General features: G+C 66.4%; 14 protein-coding genes and 3 pseudogenes. 2 read left to right on the forward strand and 15 right to left on the reverse strand.

Going from position 1 to position 17,074, the window contains the following annotated elements:
* Positions 1-467: 467 nt before the first annotated feature.
* The 9 genes and pseudogenes from LIN44_RS21525 to LIN44_RS21565 form a co-directional block, all read right to left on the reverse strand.
* Positions 468-1,489: pseudogene (locus LIN44_RS21525) on the reverse strand (IS110 family transposase).
* A gap of 458 nt (positions 1,490-1,947) precedes the next feature.
* Positions 1,948-2,265, reverse strand: coding sequence for a Rieske 2Fe-2S domain-containing protein (locus tag LIN44_RS21530; RefSeq protein ID WP_227316263.1), 318 nt, complete (start codon positions 2,263-2,265; stop codon positions 1,948-1,950).
* Between the two features lie 4 nt (positions 2,266-2,269).
* Positions 2,270-2,455 (reverse strand): annotated as a pseudogene (locus LIN44_RS21535) (YciI family protein); the annotation flags it as partial.
* Complete coding sequence (locus tag LIN44_RS21540) at positions 2,433-3,500, reverse strand: maleylacetate reductase (RefSeq protein WP_227316264.1); 1,068 nt, start codon at positions 3,498-3,500, stop codon at positions 2,433-2,435. The gene LIN44_RS21540 and the pseudogene LIN44_RS21535, both read right to left, overlap by 23 nt.
* Positions 3,501-3,533: 33 nt before the next feature.
* A complete protein-coding gene (locus tag LIN44_RS21545) occupies positions 3,534-4,997 on the reverse strand; it encodes an aldehyde dehydrogenase family protein (protein ID WP_227316265.1) in 1,464 nt (487 codons plus the stop codon).
* A gap of 46 nt (positions 4,998-5,043) precedes the next feature.
* The gene (locus LIN44_RS21550; protein WP_227316266.1) at positions 5,044-6,069 is read right to left on the reverse strand and encodes a hydroxyquinol 1,2-dioxygenase; all 1,026 of its coding nucleotides are present in this window, start codon (positions 6,067-6,069) and stop codon (positions 5,044-5,046) included.
* 46 nt (positions 6,070-6,115) lie between these two features.
* Entirely contained in the window at positions 6,116-6,604 is a 489-nt protein-coding gene (locus LIN44_RS21555) for a hydroxyquinol 1,2-dioxygenase (RefSeq protein WP_227316267.1), read from the reverse strand.
* A 70-nt stretch (positions 6,605-6,674) separates the two neighbouring features.
* Positions 6,675-7,655 carry a tripartite tricarboxylate transporter substrate binding protein gene (locus LIN44_RS21560; protein ID WP_227316268.1) on the reverse strand — a complete coding sequence of 327 codons (981 nt, stop codon included), beginning with the start codon at positions 7,653-7,655 and terminating at the stop codon, positions 6,675-6,677.
* Between the two features lie 70 nt (positions 7,656-7,725).
* Complete coding sequence (locus LIN44_RS21565) at positions 7,726-9,303, reverse strand: alkaline phosphatase family protein (protein WP_227316269.1); 1,578 nt, start codon at positions 9,301-9,303, stop codon at positions 7,726-7,728.
* A 166-nt stretch (positions 9,304-9,469) separates the two neighbouring features.
* Here LIN44_RS21565 and LIN44_RS21570 point away from each other — a divergent pair, with 166 nt between their 5' ends.
* Entirely contained in the window at positions 9,470-10,282 is an 813-nt protein-coding gene (locus tag LIN44_RS21570) for a helix-turn-helix domain-containing protein (RefSeq protein ID WP_227316270.1), read from the forward strand.
* Between the two features lie 18 nt (positions 10,283-10,300).
* Here LIN44_RS21570 and LIN44_RS21575 read toward each other — a convergent pair whose 3' ends face one another.
* On the reverse strand, positions 10,301-11,935 hold the full coding sequence (locus LIN44_RS21575; RefSeq protein ID WP_227316271.1) for an AMP-binding protein: 1,635 nt from the start codon (positions 11,933-11,935) through the stop codon (positions 10,301-10,303).
* Complete coding sequence (locus LIN44_RS21580; protein ID WP_227316272.1) at positions 11,932-12,588, reverse strand: TetR/AcrR family transcriptional regulator; 657 nt, start codon at positions 12,586-12,588, stop codon at positions 11,932-11,934. Before LIN44_RS21580 ends, LIN44_RS21575 begins: the two co-directional genes overlap by 4 nt.
* Positions 12,589-12,738: 150 nt before the next feature.
* On the opposite strand from LIN44_RS21580, the gene LIN44_RS21585 reads away from it, so the two are divergent.
* The gene (locus LIN44_RS21585; protein ID WP_227316273.1) at positions 12,739-13,641 is read left to right on the forward strand and encodes a crotonase/enoyl-CoA hydratase family protein; all 903 of its coding nucleotides are present in this window, start codon (positions 12,739-12,741) and stop codon (positions 13,639-13,641) included.
* Between the two features lie 130 nt (positions 13,642-13,771).
* Here the strand turns inward: LIN44_RS21585 and LIN44_RS21590 are convergent, their stop codons facing one another.
* From LIN44_RS21590 to LIN44_RS21605, 4 genes and pseudogenes are all read right to left on the reverse strand, one after another.
* Positions 13,772-15,316 (reverse strand): acetolactate synthase large subunit, encoded by a 1,545-nt coding sequence (locus LIN44_RS21590; protein WP_227316394.1) that lies wholly within the window; start codon positions 15,314-15,316, stop codon positions 13,772-13,774.
* 58 nt (positions 15,317-15,374) lie between these two features.
* Positions 15,375-15,539 (reverse strand): annotated as a pseudogene (locus LIN44_RS21595) (GntR family transcriptional regulator); the annotation flags it as partial.
* A gap of 337 nt (positions 15,540-15,876) precedes the next feature.
* Positions 15,877-16,080 (reverse strand): CsbD family protein, encoded by a 204-nt coding sequence (locus tag LIN44_RS21600; protein WP_116358015.1) that lies wholly within the window; start codon positions 16,078-16,080, stop codon positions 15,877-15,879.
* Between the two features lie 104 nt (positions 16,081-16,184).
* The gene (locus tag LIN44_RS21605; protein ID WP_227316274.1) at positions 16,185-16,799 is read right to left on the reverse strand and encodes a hypothetical protein; all 615 of its coding nucleotides are present in this window, start codon (positions 16,797-16,799) and stop codon (positions 16,185-16,187) included.
* Between the last annotated feature and the right edge of the window lie 275 nt (positions 16,800-17,074).

The following is a 17,074-nucleotide window of genomic DNA, read 5'->3' on the forward strand; positions in this document are numbered from 1 at the left end:
ACCCCAACCCTCTCCCGCAAGCGGGAGAGGGAGTACACAAGCGGGAATTGGAAAGCCCCGAGGCGTTGATGCTGCTGCGGGCTTTCTCCCCTCTCCCGCGCGCGGGAGAGGGGCCGGGGGTGAGGGCCGGCGGTGGCAATAGCGATAGCCCTCACTTCGTTGATATTCCCGCCCTCACCCCAACCCTTATATGAACACCGCCCCGGTTGCAAGGTTTTGGAACCAGCTTGACGTCGCAGGATGGGGCTGCTGCCTTATATCCGGCCTGGAGCGAGTACTTGTTCTCGCGGGCCACAATGGAAGCTGCTGAGAACCGTCCTCAATCTCTCGCCACGGGCTTGTAAGCCGCTTGGGTTGGGGCAGGTTTGGGTTCCCACGGTCCTACCTGTTTCGTCATTGCTGTTTCTTGCCTGTGCAGCCGTGAAGGTTAATCAAGCGCTGGTTAAGGGAAGGTGATGCCCCCCGGCTCAGGCCGGGCGCAAGCTCACATGTCCGGGATCGTATTGGCGCCCATGGGCCATTAATGCCCAGGCTGTCCGGGCGATCTTGTTGGCCAGCGCCACGACCACCACGTTCTTGGGGCGCCGCTGCAGCATGGACAGTGCCCAGGCCGGCGGATGTTTGGTGCGCGTAGCATCGTGCGTCCGGCGTTGACCAACTGTCGTCGCACGTAAGCGTCGCCGCGCTTGCTGATGTGACCGAGCCGTACGTTGCCGCCCGTGCCGGTCTGCGCGGGAACCAGTCCCAGGCTTGCAGCGAAGGCTCTGCCTGAGCGGAAGGCCTGGGCACAGCCCATGGTCGCGACCAAGGCGGTGGCGGTAATGGGGCCGACGCCGGGAATCTTCTCCACGATCTGCGCGGCCGGATCAGACCTCAGCCATTCCTGGAGGTCACGCTCAACCAGTTGGATCTGTTCGTCGAGTTCGCGCAGCGCACAGACCTGCCGCTCCAGCGCGCGCATCAACAAGGGCGGTACGACCTGAGCGACCTCAGCCCAGCGCTGGCGCAGCTCGGCCCGGAAGGCCAGCCGCCCCGTGCGGAAGTGCAGGCCATATTCGCCCAGCAGCCCGCGCATCTGGTTGCTCTGCCGGGTGCGCGTCTTGACCAGCCCGTCCCGTATACGATGCAACGAGAGCACAGCCTGCTGCGCTTCGGTCTTGACCGACACGACCGGCATGTCGGGTTGCCGGGCTGCAGTCCAGATGGCTCGGGCGTCCGCCGCGTCGTTCTTGTTCGTACGCACGAAGGCGCGTACGTAACCCGGGTTGAGCAACACCACTTCGTGGCCAAGGCTCTGGATCTTGCGCGCCCACCAGTGGGCACCGCCACAGGCCTCCAGTGCGATCTGCCCAGGCTGGCAATTGGACAGGAATTCGATGAGCGCGGTGCGGCTGAATCGCCGGTTCTGGGGCTTCCCCGTAATGGGGTCTATCCAGTACATCTGGAACACTGTCTTTGCAATGTCCAGCCCATATGTCATAGCATTCATTTGGGCTCTCCTCGACCTTGAGTGTTGGATCGAACTTTCACTCTGGCACATCGATGCCGTCGGTCAAGCGAGAGCCCCTTTGTTTTCTAGGCCGCGGCCTGGCTTGGCGGTAGATGGGCGGTGTTCATTCCATCTCTCCCGCAAGCGGGAGAGGGAGTACACAAGCGGAAATTGGAAAGGCCGAGGCCGTTGATGTCGCTGCCGGTTTTCTCCCCTCTCCCGCTTGCGGGAGAGGGGCGGGGGTGAGGGTCGGCGCGTGCAATAGCGACAGCCCTTCACTTCGTGCAAGCTCCTGCCCTGCCCGGCAGCTGCCGTCATCGCTCCGGACGCAGCACGGTCAACTCCAGCCCCGCGCTTCCCCTGGCTTGCCTCAGCACAGCCAGCTCGCCAGGGACCTCGAACCACGCCGCGAGGCCGCCCTCCAGGTCATGCGGCAAGGCTGCTCCCCGTGCCGCGTCCTAGCACAGGCAAACCCGCCCGTCGATGACCTGCACCTGCAGCGGTGACAGCATGGCGTCGCGGCACGGACCGTCGATGCAGACACCGTCGGCAAACCGGAACAGTGCGGAATGATGGGCGCACATCAGTACCTCCGCGTCATAGGTGCAGATGGTGCCCGGCTCGAAATCCAGCGGAATGGAGAAATGGGGGCATCGATTGATGTAGGCCCAGACCTGTTGCCCGCGGCGGACCACGATAACGCCCGGTTCGCGGTCGATCACGCGAGCGCCGCCGTCAGGCACGGCATCGAGATGGCAGAGCATGGCGGTCTCCATCGCCTCACCCCTCGCGCCCGGGATGACCCAGACTCCAGTCCCACGGACGGATCACGACTCGGTCGAAGATGCCGGCTTGCATGTAAGGATCGTCTCCGAGAAAGCGCTGCACGTCGTCGATGTGCTCTGCCTCGATCACCAGCAGCGTGCCGTTCATCGTGTCGGCCTCAGGCCGGGATGTCGCCGCGCCAGGCGCGTTCGAGCAGCGCCCGGACCGCATCGCGCCCGACCGGCCTGGGGTTGTAGTACGGATTGGTGCAGGCCAGCGTGGCGGCCGCGTCCAACCCGTGCTCCGGCATGCCGATGGTCGACAGCGCCGCGGCGATACCGAGAGACTGGTTGAGCCGGAACAGCAGCGGGCCGGCGTCCGGCGCCCGTTCGCCACCCAGCGCCCGCGCCACGCGTTGCAGCGCCCGCGGCGCGGCGGCGTGGTTGTAGTGGGCGGTATGCGGCAGCATGGCGGCATGAGTCTGCGCGTGCGGCAGGTTGAAGGTGCCGCCCAGCGTATGGCAGAGCTTGTGATGGATCGCCATGCCAACCGTGCCCAGGCAGACACCAGCGAGCCAGGCGCCGTACTGGGCGCGGCTGCGGGCTTCGATGTCGTGCGGCCGTTGCACGATGGCAGGCAGGGCCCCGGCCAGCGCCCGGATCGACTCCTCGGCCATCAGGCTGACAACCGGGTTGGCATCCTCCGCGTACATCGCCTCGACCGCGTGTGCCATCGCGTTCATGCCGGAGGCAGCGGAGATCCCCGCAGGCAGCGTCAGGGTCAGCTGGGGGTCATAGACAACGGTGCGCGGCAGCACCCGCTGCTCGCGGCCGGTCTGCTTCAGGCGCCCTTCGGTCACCCCGTAGATCGGTGTCACTTCCGAGCCGGCGTAGGTGGTCGGCACAGCGATGATGGGCTGCCCGGAGACCAGGGCGATGGCTTTGCCGAGGCCGATGGTCGAGCCTCCGCCGACCGCCACGTAGCAGTCGGCCCCCAGCCGCGCCGCCTCTTCGCGCGCGGCCTGCGCCACCTCGACGGGAACGTGCATCACCGCCTGGCTGTAGACGCCCGCCGAGCAGTCGCCCAGCAGCGCAGCCACGTGCTCGCCGAGCGGCCGCTGCTCCGGCGTGGTGAGCACCAGCGCGCGCCGCGCGCCGAGCCGCTTCACCTCATCGGGCAATGCCGCCAGCCGGCCCGGGCCGAAGACCACCCGCGAAGGCGTGGCCTGGTAGACAAAGGATTCCATCCCCCCTCCTGACTCATTGACGTGCCCGGTGCCTCAGCGCTTGAAATGCGGCGGTATCGTGGCGTCCACGTTGACCCATACCGAGCGCGCTTCGGTGTAGTCGTGCATGGCCTCGAAGCCCATTTCGCGACCGTAGCCGGATTGGCCGAGCCCGCCGAACGGACTGCCGGGGTTCACCCGCTTGTAGCAGTTGATCCAGCACATGCCGGCATGGATGCTGTTGGCCATCCTGTGCGCGCGGCCCAGGTCGCGCGTCCACAGGCCGCTGCCGAGTCCGTACTCGGTGGCGTTGGCGATGGACAGTGCCTGCTCGTCGCTGCCGAAGCGCAGCACGGTGACGAAGGGCCCGAATACCTCCTCCTGCGCCACGCGGTCGTGCGGGGCTGCCTCGACGATGGTCGGCTCGACGTAGTAGCCCTTCTCGAGCCCCGCGAGCGCCGGCGCCCGGCCGCCGGTCAGCACGCGCCCGCCTTGCTCTCGCGCCACACCGGTATAGGACAACACCTTGTCGCGATGCTGCGCCGACGTCAGTGGCCCCATCTCGGTTTCCGGATCGAGCGGATTGCCCAGCCGGATGGATGCCGCCAGCTTGCCGAAGCGGTCGAGGAACTCGTCGGCGATGCGTTCATGGAGCATCAGCCGGGAGCCCGCGATGCACGCCTGCCCCTGGTTGTGGAAAATCGCCCAGGCGGAACCGTTGATGGCTGCGTCCAGGTTGGCGTCGTCGAAGACGATGTTGGCGCCCTTGCCGCCCAGCTCGAGCTGCACACGCTTCAGGTTCCCCTTCGACGCCTCCACGATGCGCCGGCCCGTTGCGGTCGAGCCGGTGAAGGCAATCTTGCCGACCCCCGGATGTTCGGCCAGCCGCTGGCCGGCCGTGTGGCCGTAGCCCGGCACCACGTTGACCACGCCCGCCGGAAAGCCCACCTCGGCCATCAGCTCGGCAATGCGCAGCGACGACAGCGGCGTCAGCTCGGACGGTTTGATCACCACCGTATTGCCAGCCGCCAGCGCCGGCCCCATTTTCCAGCTCGTGAACATCAGCGGGAAATTCCACGGCACGATCTGGCCGACCACGCCGATGGGGGCGCGCTGCACATAGTTCAGGAAGCCGGTCTCCACCGGAATCACCGAGCCCTGCAGCTTGTCGGCCATGCCGCCGAAGTAGCGGAAGCACGCGGCGGTGCGCGGCACATCCAGCGCGCGCGAATCGCGGATCGGGTGGCCGGTGTCGAGTGATTCGAGCTGCGCCAGTTCCTCGGCGTTGGCTTCGATGGCGTCGGCGAGCTTCAGCAGCAGCCGTCCGCGCTCGGCGGCGGCCATGCGGGACCAGGCGGGGAAAGCCCGGGCGGCGGCCTCGACGGCGAGATCCACGTCAGCCGCCTCGGCCGCGGCGATGGCGGTGATGAGGCTGCCGTCGTGCGGATTCAGTACGTCGATGGTGCCGCCGGCGAGCGCATCGACGAAGCGGCCGTTGATGAAGAGTTGGTTCAGCATGACGAGGTTCCAGGAGTAATTGAGGCGCAAGGCATGGAGCGGACGGTCAGAACTCCACCGGATACGGCTTCAGTTCCCCGCTCTCGTACCGCCTGGGCAGGTTCGGCGTGGCGTTCTCCCACACCAGCAGCATCGAACGCTTGGTCGAATAGCCCTGGTGGCGGATATCGGCCGGCATCGCGCAGATGTCGCCGGCGCGCATGGTGACGCGGGCGCGGGGCGCGCCGGTGTTCTTGTCGCCGATGTCCCAGATGATTTCGTCGGACAGCTGCAGGAACCACTCGACGCGGTCGTTGCCGTGGAAGACCGGCAGGATGAACTCCTCGGTGGTCGGGCAAAACAGGCTCTGGCCGCAGACCGACGTGACCGACGGATTCCACGTCACGTCGGACCGGGACAGGTACTTGAACAGGTTGAATGCGTGGAGCTGGCCTTCAAACCCGGGCTCGGCGTGGACCTCGGGCTCATCCTGCGCCACGTCGAGGAAGGCACGGTTGACGGGCAGGTCATCGCGCAGCGGCGAGTCGTCGGGCAGGCCTGGCATGCGGCGCGTGGCGATGCGGGTGCGCTCGATCGCGGCAACGTTGTTGCCGTGCTTGTGGCCGAAGGCCGTGCCGGTTTCCTCGGGAGCGGCGAAAGGATCGAAGCCTTCGTTGGTCCAGTCGTGCAGGATGGCCTTGAAGGTTGCCATGATCACCGGCGTATCGAAGGTCTCGGTATAGTCCACGCCGGCTTCCTTCATCACGCCGTTGAAGGCGCCTGCATAGACATCGACCTTGCCGTAGTGGTTGCGCGTGCCGAATACGTGGTCGAAGTTGACCCAGCCGTAGAAAAAGCCCCAGGCTACGTCTCGCATCATGGCGCGCAGGAAGGCGTCGGCAGGAATGGCGTGAGTACGCAGCTGACCGCGTGCGGGCCACTGGACCGTAGCGAAGTAGGCGTCGCGCGAGAAGCGGAAGGCGCCCAGGGTGAAGTCGCGGTAGCCGCTGACCGGATCGGGCGCGCCGGACTGTACCTTGTCTGCGGCGAAGGTGGCGGCTTGCGGCTTGCCGGCAAGGTCGAGCATGGCCATGGTGAGTCTCCTGATTGATTTGGGGAAGGTGGGATCGCTGCCTGCGTCAGTGGAGGCAGATGTCCGCCCACTTCTCCACGGACAGCGCGCCGAGCTTGGATTGCAATAGCAGTGCGCAGGGCCGCGGCGCGCTGAAGCGATAGGCGCAGCCTGCCGGCAGCAGGCTCTGGTGGCCCTTGCCCAGCACCACGTGGCCCATCTTGCGGCCCGTGGGCTCGGCCAGCACGGCTCCATCCGCGGCGGCGGGAGGCGCGTCCAGCTTGACGAAGTCCACGCGTACCTCCCCGTCCATCGAAATCACGAATTCGTCGTGCGAGCAGGTGAACCATGCCGATTGCCCTTCGGCACGCGCGGCTTCCACCACGTACTCCAGGTTCTTGCCGACCACCACGCGTTCGTACGATGCCGAGCCGGCGGCGACTTCAAAGATGTTGGAGAACACATAGTGACGGGCGTCACCCTGGGTCACTTCGATGCCGCCCTTGCGGTAGTTGTCAAGGGAACCGAAAACGGTTCGGGGCGTGGAGGTTGTCATGGATGTCTCCTGAGTTTGGGCGGACAAGCCGCCAGCGAACTGCGGTTGGTGGTCGGTCGGGATGGGCGGCTCAGTCCAGATACACGCCCACGCGGCGGATCACGGCCTGCCACTTGGCGGTGTCGGTCTCGATCTGCCTGGCCAGGGCGGCGGGCTGGTCTGGGGCGGGTTCGAGGTCGTTAGCGAGGAGTTTCGTACGGACCTCCGGCAGTTTCACGATGCGGCTGATCTCCTCGTTCATGCGGCGCACGATGGCGTCTGGCGTGCCCTTCGGCGCGAGCAGCAGTTCGCTGAAGGTCGCGTCGTAGCCGGCCACGCCGGCCTCGGCCATGGTCGGCACCTGCGGCGCCAGCACTGAACGCGTGGAACCGGATACCGCCAGTCCGACAAGCTTGCCGGCCTTGACCATCGGCGTGACGACTGGCGATGCCAGGTATCCGCACGGAACCTGTCCGGCCAGCACGTCCTGCATGGCCGGCGACGGCCCCTTGTACGGCACATGCGTCATCTTGAGCCCCGCTTGCGTGAGGTACATCTCCATCGCCAGGTGGCCCGGCACACCGGGGCCGCCCGAGGCATAGTTCAGCCCCTCCGGCGCCGACCTGGCCTTAGTTGCCAGATCGGCAAGGGTCCGGATCCCGGAGGACGGCGCACAGACCAGCATCTGGTTAAAGCGCGCCAGCGTAATCACCGGGGCGAAGTCGCCCGGCTTGAAGTTGAGCTTGCGGTAGAGCGTCGGATTGACCGTCAGAATCGTGTCCGGGCCTTGCAGGAAGGTGTAGCCGTCGGCGGGCGACTTGGCGACCACGTCGGCACCGATATTGCCGCCCGCGCCGGGCCTGTTCTCCACGACCACCGCCTGCCTGAGGGCCTGGCCGAGCTTGTCGGCGACCAGCCGCGATGCGATATCTCCGGGGGAACCGGCCGGAAACGCTACGACGATCCGGACCGGCCGGCTGGGCCAATCCGCTTGCGCCGCTGCGGCGGGCGCAACGGCAAACGCACAGGCGATGGTGCAGGCAAGGGCGGGAGCCAGTCTTGTGGGGTACATGTTGTCTCCTGATGAGTTTTGTGTTTCCGGACGGCTCTGTTCTGGCCGCTGAGGACTTGTGCCGGTGGGGCTACCAGCGGCCGATATGGATGCCAACCTCCTCTTCCTTGCGCGTCCATCCGGCCATTGCATCGTGGCTGACGGTCGGGTGGATGCGGCGGTTGCGCAGCCAGTCGAACAGGCGCGCCTGGAAGCGCTCACGTACCTCCGCATAGGCGGGGTCGGCGCCCAGGTCGACAAACTCGTCGGGGTCGTTGCGCAGGTCGAACAACTGCGGGCGCAGGCCTTCGAAGTACACATACTTCCAGTCGTGGTCGCGCACCATCGTCATGTGGCAGCCGTGCGGGGGGCGGCCGATGGGTTCGCGCACGAAATCGCGAAAGGCGTAATCGTTCTCGGAAAACACCGCTTCGCGCCACTCGCCCGGCGTCTCGCCATGCAGCAGCGAGGTGAGCGGGCGGCCTTCGATGATGTGGTCGGGAATGGGCAGCCCATAGGCATCGAGGATGGTCGGCACGAGGTCGATGGCCTCGACGAGCCGCGACTCCACATGGCCTCGCAGCGCATTCTGGCGCGGGTCATAGATGATCAGCGGCACCTTGGCCACGCTGTCGTGGAAGAGTTCCTTCTCGCCAAGGTAGTGGTCGCCGAGGTAGTCGCCATGGTCGCTCGAGAAGATGACCATGGTGTCGGCAAAGCGGCCAGTACGTTCGAGGTAGTCGAACAGCACGCCGAGCTGGTCGTCGATCTGCTTGACCAGGCCCATGTACGTTGGGATGACCGTGTCCCGCACCTCCGCCCGGGAAAAGTTGCGGCTGACCTCGCAGTTGCGGAAGCCTTGCAGCACCGGGTGCGCATGGTCCAGCTCGCTCTGGTGCTGCTTGACCGGCAGGACATCGTCCGGCCCGTACATGGCGTGATATGGCGCCGGGGCAACATAGGGCCAGTGCGGCTTGATATACGACAGGTGCAGCATCCACGGCCGGTCACTGCTCTGCTCGATGAAGTCGATGGCGCGGCGCGTCATGTACGGCGTTTCCGAGTCGTGCTCGCGCACCCGTGCAGGCAAGCGGGCATAGCGCATGTCCCAGCCGGACAGGATCTCCCCGTTGTCACCGGCGGCCGAGTTGGCATGGTCATGCCACGGGTTCGCCCCGTCGTAGCCGCGCTCGCGCAGATAGGTGGTGTATTGGTGGTTTTCGTCGGCAAAGCCCGGCGGCCAGATGCCATCGTCGCGGTCGAAGGGCTCGAATCCGCCTTCCGCGACAAGCACGCCCTCGGCACTGCGCGGATCGATACCCAGCCGCCTGAGGCCCATCCGGTCCGCCTCGACATGCGTCTTGCCCGCCACCGCGACACGCACGCCATGCGGCCGCAGAAAGTCACCAAGCGTCATCTCGCCAACCGGCATCGGTACGAAGTTCCAGACGGCGCCATGGCTGGTCACGTACCGCCCCGTGTAGTAAGACATGCGCGACGGCCCGCACACGGGCCCCTGGACAAACGCGTTGGTAAAGCGCACGCCACGGTTCGCAAGGCGGTCGATATTGGGCGTGTGCAAACGCGGATGGCCATAGCAGGAAAGGTAGTCCCAGCGCAATTGATCACACATGATCCAGAGGACATTGCGTACACCTGGCGCTTCCATCTCGACGTCTCCTCTCGTGGCGTTCGTAGTGAAGCGCTCGGACAGGGTGCCGCGTCGCCTCCATGGCCAGAACAATATTTCCTGGGAGTGGGCTGCTCAAGCGGCATCTGCTAGAGTTTCACCGAGTGAAATCCTGGGGCAACCTGCCCGTTGCGGGAGACGATGCATGTGGGACCCGAAGGTCAAGACCATCGCGGCGCTGGATCGGGGACTGGCCGTGCTGGACGCGGTGCGCCGGACCGGCGGCGCCAGCCTGCACGCGCTGCATGATGAAACCGGGCTGCCGAAGGCGACGCTGCTGCGCATTCTGGTGACGCTCGAGCGCCGCACGCTGATCTGGCGACGCATCGCTGACGGGCACTATTGCCCCGGAAGCCCGCCGCCGACAAGCCGGCGGCAATCCGACGCAACCGACCGCCTGGCACAATTTGCGGCGCCGGAGCTCGACCGGCTTCAGGCCGAGATCCTGTGGCCCTCCGACCTGGCGATCCGGCGCGGCAACGCCATGGTGCTCTGTGAAACGAACCGCGCCGAGTCGTACTTCACGATCCGGCGCGACAACATCGGGTTCCAGGTCAACATGCTGCGCTCGGCGGTCGGACAGGCGTATCTGGCGTTCTGCCCGCAGAAGGAGCGCGAGATGATCCTGGCGGCATTGCGCCGCAGCCGCCGGGACGGGGACGCCCTCGCGCGCGATCCGGCATACGTATCCAAGTCAATTGAGCGGACCCGGCAGCGCGGCTACGGCGTGCGCGAACAGGGATTCGGTGGCGACTACGACAAACCGCGCACCGAGGCAGACGACCGCCTGGAGGCGCTCGCGGTGCCGATCATGGGGGACAAGGGGCGCGTGCACGGCTGCGTCAACATTGTCTGGATCCGGGGCGTACGCACGCCGGAGCAAATCGTGGCGCAATGCCTGGAGCCGCTGCGTCGCACAGCCGACGCCATCGGCCAGGCGATGTCGGCCCGACGGTAGCTGGAGCCGAACAAGCCTTCAATGCCCGAATTCGGCAAGGTTACCGGCTTCCGCGAGTTCCCGAAGGCGAAACTTCTGGACCTTGCCTGAGCCGGTCATCGGAAACTCACTGCAGCAGAACCAGCGCGTGGGGACTTTGTGCGGAGCCAGCTGAAGGCGAAGGAACTGGCGCAGCGCATCCGGCTCAGGCATGCCGCCTTCACGAAACCTGATCGCCACGGCCACGACCTCGCCCCATTTCTGGTCCGTCATGCCAAAGACCGCGGCCATCGCGACCGCCGGATGCTCGATCATGCGGGCCTCGACTTCCGCCGGGTAGATGTTCTCCCCGCCACGGATGATCATGTCCTTCAGTCGTCCGGTGACACGCAGGTAGCCACGTTCATCCATCGTTCCCAGGTCGCCTGTGCGCAACCAGCCGTCGGCCGTGAATGCCGCCGATGTCGCCTCCGGCATATTGAAATAACCGAGCATGCATTGATAGCCGCGAGCCTGGATTTCTCCTTCGTGGCCGGTCGCGACAATGCCGGAACCTGCCGGGTCCGCGATCCGCACTTCGACCTGCGGCAGCGGGTAGCCTGCCGTGTTCGCCTTGTCCTCCTGGCTATCGGCGGGCGATGACTGGCAGATGATCGGGCTGGCCTCGGTTTGCCCATACACCGTAATGAGGTCGCAGCCGAACTCGCGCTCGATCCGCCGCAGCAGTTCCGGCGGAACCGGCGCGCCGCCGGAACTCGCCACCTTCAGGCTGCTCAGGTCCACGTCGCCGCGTCCGGGGTGTTCCAGCATGGCAATGAGCATGGTGGGCACGCCGAACAGGAAATCGCAGCGCTCCCGCTCGATCGCCGTGAGCACGAGTACCGGCTCGAACATCAACGGCAGCACATAGGTCGATCCGGTCGTGATGGCCCCCAGGGAGCTGAGTACAGCGCCTGCCGTGTGGAAGAGCGGCATCGGGCTCATCAGCACCGACCCGTTCATGCCCGCCCGCGCTGCAACGTAGGCGGCGTTCGTGACCAGGCCGCGATGATGCAGCAGTGCGCCCTTCGGCTGGCCGGTCGTTCCCGAGGTGTACTGGATTTGCGCCGGATCCGTCGGCAGGACCGTCGGTAGCTCAGCGTTCGACCTGCAGGTCAGGACCTCTTCATGCCAGTCAGACAAGCAGAAGCGCTCGCGCACGCAGTCCGCTACCTCGCCGGCGATCGCCGACATGTCTGTGCCCCTGAATTCAGCCGTGTGGAGCAGCCCGCTGGCCTGGGACTGCGTCAGCACATAACGAAGCTCGGCGGCACGCAGCCCGGGATTCGCGGTCACGAGCACCAGCCCTGCAAGCGCCGCGCCGTACTGCAGGATCACCCACTCCGGGACATTCGGCGCCCACAGGCAAACCCTTTCGCCAGGCTCGAAGCGGGTCAGCAGCCAGCGTGCGCAGTGTTCCGCATCGCGCATGAGGTCGCCGTAGCTCCAGCGTCGCGCGGTGCTGGCCGCGCCAGTGAGGGATTGCTGACCGGGCACTGTCACTTCCACCAGGGCCGTTCTGTTCGGGTGGCGCATCGCGGCGGCGCGCAGGGCATCGCCGGTCGTCATATCGAGAATCGGCACCGAGGTGTCCGGGGCGACATAGGACAGGGCGGGGTCAGCAAGTCGGGTCAAGGTTTCGTCTCCAGTAGTAATTTGGTGGCCTGAATCCAGTGGCCAATCAGCTGCTGCCGTCTGACGGGACTGCCGCGCAACACGCCGGACAGCGCCAGTCCCCTGAGATACTCGGTCGTCATTGCCATCACCGAGGCTTGCATCGGACTGCTGTCCGATGCGCCGAACAGCGTTTTCATGACGCGCTCACTGTCCTTGCGCGCGCGACGCTCCGCCTCTGCCAGGGTCGCCCTCAGCTCCGGATCCGTACGGGAGACCGCCCATAGTTCGAGCTCGGCGAGATACGAAGGCTGGACCGAGGCAATCGCCAGCACGCGGATCGCGCGCTCGACCACATCCTTGGTGCCCTCCAGCTTCGCCAGGCTTGCCAGCACCGCTTCCTCGTTGCGCTTGACCAGCCCCTCCACGGTTGCGGACAGCAGGGACGCATGCGTCGGAAAGTGGTGGAGCAAGGCGCCGCGGCTGACGCCGGCGCGGCGCTGGACTTCCAGCGTGGTGGCCCGGGCGGTGCCCTGCTCGATCACGATGGTCACGGCTGCTTCGAGGATGCGTTCACGCATGCCCAGTGGCGCTTCCTTGCCGGCGCCGTCATTGGCATTGGCATTTGCGGACTTGCTGGTGCGTGCCCGGCGCGGGCGGACGGAATCTTTCATAGGTCGGGAGGTTACGAACAGTCAGAATTGACTGTCAACATAGCATAATCCCTGAGCAGTCAATGCTGACTGTCCTGCAACAGTCAGCATTGACTGCCACGGCTCCGGCTTCCTAGAATGGATCCATCCATTTTCAGAAAGGAACCAGCCATGCCCGACTTCGGTACCGTCCAGATTCAGCCGGATCCGCGCAACCCGCGCATTGCGCGGCTCTTGCTGAACCGGCCCGAGCGTCTCAATGCCATCACCGAAGGCATGCCGCGGGACATCCGCTGCGCCGTGGAATGGGCGAATGAGAACGATGAGATTCATGTGATCATCGTCGAGGGCGCGGGCAAGGGATTCTGCGGCGGCTATGACCTGGCCGATTCCGCACAGACCTTGCGCGACCAGCCGTGCCAGCAAGAGCAGTACCCATGGGATCCCATGCTCGACTATCGCGTGATGAAGGGCTTTACCGAAGACTTCATGAGTCTCTGGCGCAGCCCCAAGCCGACCATTGCCCAGGTACACGGCGCGGCCGTGGCCGGCGGCAGCGATATTGCGCTGTGCTGCGATCTGCTTGTCATGGCGGACGACGCACGCATCGGCTATATGCCGACGCGCGTCTGGGGATGCCCGACCACGGCCATGTGGACCTATCGCCTGGGCTTTGCCCGCGCCAAGCAGATGATGTTCACCGGCAATGTGCTGGACGGGCGCACCGCCTCGGCCTGGGGACTCGCCAATGCTTCCGTTCCCCTGGCGGAGCTGGACAGCCACACCTTCGAGCTCGCCGAGCGCATTGCCGGCGTGCCGAGCAACCATCTCGCCATGCACAAGATGGTCGTCAACCAGGTCATGCTGACGATGGGCCTCGAGCAAAGCCAGACCATGGCAACCCTCTTTGACGGCATCACGCGCCACAACCCCGAAGGTCTCTGGTTCCGTCGCTACGCCCAGGAAGCCGGGTTCAAGGCGGCGGTCGCATGGCGGGACAGCGGGCAGCCGATTCCGGAAGGCGACGAGGCACGCGCCCTGATCCGGCAGATGGAAGCTCGCCGCAAGGCTTGAGCGAGCCTGTCCTCAGCGGTCTGCCGTTGGCATCGCGGCGAACCGGCCGGACAGCAAGGCCAGGATGCGCGCCGGCACCTTCTCCTGGCCGAGCGTCTCGGCGCAGAACATCGGGCCGCCGCGCCGCCGCTCAGATCACCAGTTCGATCACGAACGGTCCCTTGCGCGCGTTGGCCATGCGGAACAGGTCCGCAAAGCCTTCCATGTCGGTGGCCTGCGCGCCCTCCACGCCCATGCCGCTGGCCAGCTTGACCCAGTCCAGGTCCGGGTTGCCGATGTCGAGCATGTCGAGCGCGGTCTTGCCGGGATTGGCGCCGACGCCGGCCAGTTCGCCCAGCAGGATGGCGTACTTGCGGTTGGCGAGCAGCACCACGGTCACGTCGAGCTGCTCGCGCGCCATGGTCCACAGCGATTGCAGCGTGTACATGGCCGAGCCGTCGGCCTGCAGCGCCACCACGCGCCGGCCGGGCGCCGCCACCGCTGCGCCGAGCGCCAGCGGCAGGCCGGCGCCGATAGCGCCGCCGGTCAGCTGCAGCCAGTCGTGCGGGGCCGCGTGCACCGTGCCGGGATAGAACGCGCGGCCGAAGCTGACGCTCTCTTCCACCACGATGGCCTGCTCGGGCAGCAGCGCGGTCAGCGTGCGCGCCACCGCCTCGGAGGTCACCGCGCCGCGCGCGGGTTCCACCGGCACGGGGATGGCGGCGGCGGGCAGCTGCGCCTGGCGCGCGCCGAGTTCATCGGCCAGCCGTGCCAGCGCTTCGGCCAGGTCTTGTTCCGGGCGGGCCAGCACATGCACCGCGGCATCCTCCGGATACGGGCGCGGCGACTTGCCCGGATACGCAAAGAACGTCACCGGCGCCGGCGCACCCACCAGGATCACGTTGCGGATGCCGGCCAGCTTGTCGCGCGCGGCATCGCCGGAATATGGCACGCGGTCCACCGCGAGGCGGCCGCGCCCGCGCGCCACGCGCGCGTTGGACATGGGCGAGATCAGCCGCGCGCCGGTGGCGGCGGCGATGCGGTGCGCGTCGGCCAGCGGCGCCTCGCGCAGCGCGCTGCCGGCCAGCACGATCAGCGTGGGCTGGCCCGAGCGCAGCACGCGCGCGGCCTGCCGCACCGCGTCCGGCGAGACCCTGGGCACCGGCAGCGCCGGCAGCGGCGCCGCCACCACGCCGCCCGCATCCCAGCACACGTCGGACGGCAGGATCAGGCTGGCGACGCCGCCCGGCGCGGCACAGGCGGCCTGCACCGCGGCCGAGGCATCGGCCCCGACCGAAGCCGCGCGCGTGGCGGTGCGCGTCCACACCGACACCGGCCGGGCCCAGCCTTCGGTGTCGGCGGTGAGCGGCGCGTCCAGCGGCCGGTGGTAGGTGGCCTGGTCGCCGATGAGGTTGACCACCGGCGTCTGCGCGCGGCGCGCGTTGTGCAGGTTGGCCAGGCCGTTGGCCAGCCCCGGCCCGCAATGCAGCAGCGTGGCGGCGGGCTTGCCGGCCATGCGCGCGTAGCCGTCGGCGGCGCCAGTGACCACGCCCTCGAACAGGCCCAGCACGCAGCGCATGCCGGGAATGCGGTCCAGCGCCGCGACGAAATGCATCTCGCTGGTGCCGGGGTTGGCAAAGCAGGTATCCACGCCATTGGCCAGCAGGGTCTTGACCAGGCTCTCGGCGCCGTTCATCGGTTGTGCGTTGTCCATCGGGTTCCGTTGGTTGGGGTTGGCATTGCTTGCCGGTCAGTCATGCCGGCTGCGGGCGGGCGGCCAGCAGGTCGAAATCGAGGCAGACGAACTCGGTGGGGAATTCAATGCGGGCGAAATAGACGATGCGCCCGGCGCTCGCCGCGGTGGGCGACAGCACGCAGGCAAAGTGGTGCAGCTCGGCCACCGGCGCGCCGCTGGAGATGGGATCCGGCATGCGAGGGTTGCCCGGCGGGCAGATTCAGGCACACGGGGGCGGGGTGCGGGACAGTATAAAAAGTCTATATAGGTAGGCCACTAGGGTTTACCTTGGGGAGAGGCTGTTGTACGAGGGGTGTGCGTGGATTTCATCGGTGCTGGTGCGATGCTGTTGGCTTTTGAGCGGCCTGGTTCCGCCCTGCTGGGCGAGTCACTTTTTGGCGCTCGGCCAAAAAGTGACTCGCCGGCTACGCCGGCGAAACAGCCGCGTTCGCCAAGCACGACCAGCACAACTCCAAAAAAAAAGCGCCCGGAGGCGCTCTGCAAAACCGTTGTACGGCGTCTTACCACCGCACATCCCGCTCCCATTCCTTCATCTCTTCCTCGGCGCGCTCCTTGGTGTACCCATAGCGCTCCTGGATGCGGCCGGCGAGCTGGTCGCGCTTGCCGTTGATCTGCGTGATGTCGTCGTCGGTCAGCTTGCCCCACTTCTCCTTGACCTTGCCCTTGGCTTGCTCCCACTTGCCTTCGATCTGATCCCAGTTCATCGCTTGCTCCTTGCTGTCATGGCAAGGGGGCGCTGGCGGCGTCCCCTTGCGAGTGGTGCGGTGGACGGCCCGCCCCTTGCCGGGCCGGCCGTATCGAAGCGTCTTTACTTGCCGTACTTGGCCTTCACGTCGGCCTGGCACTTGTCCTTGGCATCGCCGGACATCGCGTCGCAGCGTTCCTTGTCAGCCTTGTAGGCAGCGTCGGTGGTGTCCTTCTTCGCATCGGCGCGGGCTTCGGCCACGTCGCTGCGCGAACCGGTCGCGGCGGCCTTATCGACCTTGGCGGCGGTCAGGGCTTTTTCATGCGCGGCCTTGGCGTCCTTCTTGCAGACGTCCTTGTCGTTGCCCTTCTTGTCGTCGCACATTTCCTTGGCGACGTCATAGTCGCGGTCGGCCTTGGTCTTCTCGGCCTTGGCCATCGACTTCTGCGTGCCGTCGCGGCGGGCTTCGGCCTGGGCCTTGGCTACGTCGCGGTCGCGCTTGGCCTCGGCCTTGCAGACGTCCTTGGCGTTGTCCTTCATGCCATCGCACTTGGCAGAGGCAGCCTTGTAGTCCGCGTCGGCCTGCTTCACTGCGGCGTCATAGTCTGCCCTTGCGCCGGTTGCAGCCGTTCCGGCCGTCGTTGCCGGTGCCGGTGCCGTCGTCTGCGCCAGGGCCATGCCTGCCGGGGCGGCAACCATCATCGAACACACTGCTGCGGTCAGCCATTTCTTCATCATGTCGAGCTCCTTTCCGAGTGATTGCGTAAGGGTACGCATGAGAGGCCGGCGGCTATGCTGCTGGCCACGCCGTATGTACAGAGTAGGCCCGGGGGGATGGGGTCAGCAGGCGTTGGGCTCCGAAAGGTACGTCAGACTATTCCGACATAGCGAATCGCGCACGGCACATGCATGGCTGCACCGGGTTGCGCAGTGCTTGTGGATTGCGCCGCGCCATGAAAAACGCCGCCCGGCAGCGGGCGGCGCCATGCATCGCCATGTCTGCGATGCCAGAC

It is taken from the genome of Cupriavidus sp. MP-37, from assembly GCF_020618415.1.
Taxonomy (GTDB): Bacteria; Pseudomonadota; Gammaproteobacteria; order Burkholderiales; family Burkholderiaceae; genus Cupriavidus.

What these genes read in the sequence shown, in the direction of transcription:
- LIN44_RS21530 (WP_227316263.1), bottom strand. Translation starts at nt 2,265, where the DNA reads ATGGAGACCGCCATGCTCTGCCATCTCGATGCCGTGCCTGACGGCGGC.
- LIN44_RS21540 (WP_227316264.1), bottom strand. Translation starts at nt 3,500, where the DNA reads ATGGAATCCTTTGTCTACCAGGCCACGCCTTCGCGGGTGGTCTTCGGC.
- LIN44_RS21545 (WP_227316265.1), bottom strand. Translation starts at nt 4,997, where the DNA reads ATGCTGAACCAACTCTTCATCAACGGCCGCTTCGTCGATGCGCTCGCC.
- LIN44_RS21550 (WP_227316266.1), bottom strand. Translation starts at nt 6,069, where the DNA reads ATGGCCATGCTCGACCTTGCCGGCAAGCCGCAAGCCGCCACCTTCGCC.
- LIN44_RS21555 (WP_227316267.1), bottom strand. Translation starts at nt 6,604, where the DNA reads ATGACAACCTCCACGCCCCGAACCGTTTTCGGTTCCCTTGACAACTAC.
- LIN44_RS21560 (WP_227316268.1), bottom strand. Translation starts at nt 7,655, where the DNA reads ATGTACCCCACAAGACTGGCTCCCGCCCTTGCCTGCACCATCGCCTGT.
- LIN44_RS21565 (WP_227316269.1), bottom strand. Translation starts at nt 9,303, where the DNA reads ATGGAAGCGCCAGGTGTACGCAATGTCCTCTGGATCATGTGTGATCAA.
- LIN44_RS21570 (WP_227316270.1), top strand. Translation starts at nt 9,470, where the DNA reads ATGTGGGACCCGAAGGTCAAGACCATCGCGGCGCTGGATCGGGGACTG.
- LIN44_RS21580 (WP_227316272.1), bottom strand. Translation starts at nt 12,588, where the DNA reads ATGAAAGATTCCGTCCGCCCGCGCCGGGCACGCACCAGCAAGTCCGCA.
- LIN44_RS21585 (WP_227316273.1), top strand. Translation starts at nt 12,739, where the DNA reads ATGCCCGACTTCGGTACCGTCCAGATTCAGCCGGATCCGCGCAACCCG.
- LIN44_RS21590 (WP_227316394.1), bottom strand. Translation starts at nt 15,316, where the DNA reads ATGAACGGCGCCGAGAGCCTGGTCAAGACCCTGCTGGCCAATGGCGTG.
- LIN44_RS21600 (WP_116358015.1), bottom strand. Translation starts at nt 16,080, where the DNA reads ATGAACTGGGATCAGATCGAAGGCAAGTGGGAGCAAGCCAAGGGCAAG.
- LIN44_RS21605 (WP_227316274.1), bottom strand. Translation starts at nt 16,799, where the DNA reads ATGATGAAGAAATGGCTGACCGCAGCAGTGTGTTCGATGATGGTTGCC.